Annotated in this window: 2 protein-coding genes and 1 pseudogene; 1 reads left to right on the forward strand and 2 read right to left on the reverse strand. The window is 37.3% G+C overall.

The window, feature by feature from the left end; all coding sequences use genetic code 11:
- Window positions 1-68: 68 nt before the first annotated feature.
- Both HT703_RS11170 and HT703_RS11175 read right to left on the reverse strand, forming a co-directional pair.
- Window positions 69-422 carry an aminotransferase class V-fold PLP-dependent enzyme gene (locus HT703_RS11170; RefSeq protein ID WP_000945719.1) on the reverse strand — a complete coding sequence of 118 codons (354 nt, stop codon included), beginning with the start codon at window positions 420-422 and terminating at the stop codon, window positions 69-71.
- 677 nt (window positions 423-1,099) lie between these two features.
- Window positions 1,100-2,479: an FAD-dependent oxidoreductase gene (locus HT703_RS11175; protein WP_000036801.1), complete on the reverse strand. Its 1,380-nt coding sequence runs from the start codon at window positions 2,477-2,479 to the stop codon at window positions 1,100-1,102.
- A gap of 295 nt (window positions 2,480-2,774) precedes the next feature.
- On the opposite strand from HT703_RS11175, the pseudogene HT703_RS11180 reads away from it, so the two are divergent.
- Window positions 2,775-3,508, forward strand: a pseudogene (locus tag HT703_RS11180) (FAD:protein FMN transferase); the annotation flags it as partial.

The raw sequence follows: 3,508 nt of genomic DNA on the forward strand, positions 1-3,508 counted from the left end.
GCTCGCTGTTTAAAATCTGTACTATATGCCATAGCTTTATTATAACATGCTTGTTTGAAACTAAGCAACTATAACATTTTCCAAGGTAAATAATTAGAATGGTGTTCTAATACAGACACGCCTAATTTACCTTTATTATATTTTATAGACCTACTAAGTAAGTTATAAGCCTCCGTAGCACTTTTAGTGAAAAGCACATTGTAGTTACTGGCACTTAGAAAATTTTTAATTTTTTTCTTAACAGCCTCATATTCATTAGAAAAAATTAAATCATTTTTTGAATTATGTCTCTTAATGTTTATTGGAATTCCTGAATAAACTTCTGTTAATTTATTAACAACAGCTTTTGGCTTGGGAACTGTAGCTGCATTATCAAAATAAATAATATCTGATGTTTGAAAAGAAAATAAATTCCTCAACATATTTCACCACTTTGAAAATCTACTACCATTAAAAATTTCTACTTCCTAAGATTTAAAATTCGATTTATGTAATACATTGTATTGGCACATCTTTTTGGGAAATACAACTGAACCATTTAATACTACTACAGAAACTTCATCACTACTATGGCTTCTGCTGACTTCTCATGATTCCTTGTTACTATGCTTTAGGCGCTCATGAAACCTCACGGAATCAGTCCCAGATTTTTCTTCCTTTATAACAGAGGACGTTAAAAGGTTACAGTGAAAATAGGAAATCGGACGCAGAGTCTTTGGACTCTAGGAAGATTTATCTTTTTCACACAAACCTTAGTCCGAATTCAATTACTTTCATGACTTACAGATATAAGTTACGACTACCTATTTAAACTTTAGAGTTCTTGGCTATCTCATCTGCTAGATAGGCTTTCCTAGCACCTCTCTGTTCCTAGAACCAGGATTTCGCTATTCTTTCCTCTAACGTTTTTTACTCTAACGTCAGGGTCTATCTCCAGACCGTCTTCGTCCGCTACCTCACGATAGTCAGGATTGAGGGGCGCTGTTGGGTTCATCGGTAGCTAGTGCCCACAGAGGACTTGTTCCTCAGATGTAGGCCATGACCCGTCGTACCTAAAAAACTATCCGACCTTAACTTAAGACCAGATAGTTCATCATTTTTATTTTTCAGCTGTAAGGGCAGCCATTGTGATGTAGTTGTATGGTTTGTTGAAGTGTGGCAAGAAGAAGAGGTCTGTCAATGCCAATTTATCAATTGTTACATGCTCTTGGATAGCAAGTGAGAACATGTGAATTCCCATGCTGATTGAAATATCGTGTGAAACCATTTGGGCACCAAGAATTTCACGGCTATCTTTGTCAAAGACAATCTTAATCGCTACTTCATGGTTATCGTGTTTCATGAATTCTGGTTTTTGAAGATCGTTAAATCCTGTCTCAGTCGCATTGTAACCTGCAGCTTTTGCTTTTTCAAGAGTCAAACCAGTTGAAACCATGTGAAGACCATAGATTGAGATACCGTTTGAACCTTGAACACCGATTCCTTCCAATTCATGTCCACAAGCATTGTAGGCACCAACGATACCAGTACGAACTGCGTTTGAAGCAAGGGCGATGTAGCTTGTGTCTTTACGAGCATTATCATAGACAGTCGCACAGTCACCAACTGCAAATACACCTGGAATTGAAGTTTCTTGTTTCTTATCTACAAGGAAAGCACCATTTCGGAAGAGTTCAATCTTACCGTCAGCAAGAGCTGTGTTAGGACGGAAACCAACCGCAAGAACAACCATATCCACATCAAAAGTTTCTTTATCGGTAATCAAGCGTTCAACTTTACCGTCACCTTCGATTGCTTTAACAGTTTGACCAAGAGCCAAGCGGATGTTGTGGTCTTCCAAGTTCTTCGCCATCATTTGTGTAAAGTCTTTGTCATAGTAACCGTTCAAGACAGTATCAACGATATCGACAAGGACAACTTCTTTTCCAAGACGCTCAAAGGCTTCAGCAAGTTCAACACCAATGTAACCACCACCAACAACGGCGATACGGTCAAGGTGTTGGCTCTTGTCAGCAAGTTTATTGATCACTTCTTCAGCGTTTTGGTACAATTTCACGAATTGTACGTTTTCAAGAGTTGCTTTAAATTCGCGGTTTCCTTTAAGAATTTCAACACCTTCTATTGGTGGCAAGATTGGTGTAGAACCTGTAGCGAAAATCAATTTCTCGTATGATTCTTTGTGCTCTTTTCCTTCAACTTCGGCTGTGACTACTTTGTTATCATAGTCGATTGAAAGAACAGGTGAGTTCATGTAAACCTTAGCACCTTTAGCTTCCAATTTTTCTTTATCAGAATAGAACAAGCCTTCAGCACCGTCAATTTGATTACCAATCCAAAGAGCCATTCCACATCCTAGGAAAGAGATGCTAGAGTTTTGGTCAAATACAACAATTTCGTTCTCATTTCCAAAATTATCCAACATAGTATTAATACATGCTGTACCAGCATGGTTAGCACCGACTACAACAATTTTACTCATAAAAAATTTCCTACTTTCATTCTAAATTTACCTTACTAGTATACCATTTATTGTCAGCGTTTACCAGAGGTTTGCTATTACTTTATCATTTTTTATCAAAAACAATTCTCCATTTATCCTAATTTCAAGCCTAATGAATTTTTTTAAGCATATTTCTTGACTTTTTCCAAATTTAATTTATGAAAATTCTAGCTTTATGGTATTATAATAACATGAAAATAAAATACAAGGTCTTCCATTTATATAATTATTTGATATTGCAACTTATTTTCTACAAAAGAAAAAAGTTGCTAGCTTGCCTCTTCGTTCACATTCTGAACTCCTAACGGGAACCACTATCACTATTTCATTAGTTAATGAGTGAGCAGATATCTTACTCCAAAAATCCTTTGATTTGCTCAAAAAGCTTGAATACCATTTCAATGCCAATAGTCAAGAATCTGAGTTGATGGAAATCAATTATCAAGCAGGAATAGCCCCCGTCACTGTTCATCCAGACCTGTTTGAACTGATTTCACTTGGTTTAGAGCATAGCCTAGCACTCTATAGCCAGCTCAACATCAGTATTGGTCCCCTAATTCAAACCTGGCGCATTGGTTTTTCAGATGCCAAAGCTGCACAACCTCAAGAAATTGAAGCGGTGCTGTCTCTAATCAATCCTCATGATATCGAGTTAGATTCTTCTACTTCCATTGTATTCTTAAAGCAGAAAGGAATGAAAATCGATTTAGGTTGTTTAGTCAAGGGTTATAGTGCAGATAAAGGGTGCCCAATTTCTTAGAAAAGAGGGTATGACTTCTGCCTTGATCAATCTGGGAGGGAGTATCCTGACCATTGGAAAAAATCAGACAAGAGGGGATAACCCTTGGCAAATCGAGATTCAAGATTCAGCCAATCCGAGGGGAAATCACTTAATGACCATTCCCGTTGTCAATCAATCTGTCGTGACTTCAGGCATTTATGAACGTCACCTGACAGTCGATGGACAAGATTACCATCACATTTTTGACAATAGACTTCCTGCAAAAC

Source organism: Streptococcus sp. 3874 (assembly GCF_013276425.1).
GTDB lineage: Bacteria > Bacillota > Bacilli > Lactobacillales > Streptococcaceae > Streptococcus > Streptococcus pseudopneumoniae.

Excerpts from the sequence above, each read along its gene's own strand:
- HT703_RS11170 (WP_000945719.1), bottom strand. The coding sequence starts at position 422 with ATGTTGAGGAATTTATTTTCTTTTCAAACATCAGATATTATTTATTTT.
- HT703_RS11175 (WP_000036801.1), bottom strand. The coding sequence starts at position 2,479 with ATGAGTAAAATTGTTGTAGTCGGTGCTAACCATGCTGGTACAGCATGT.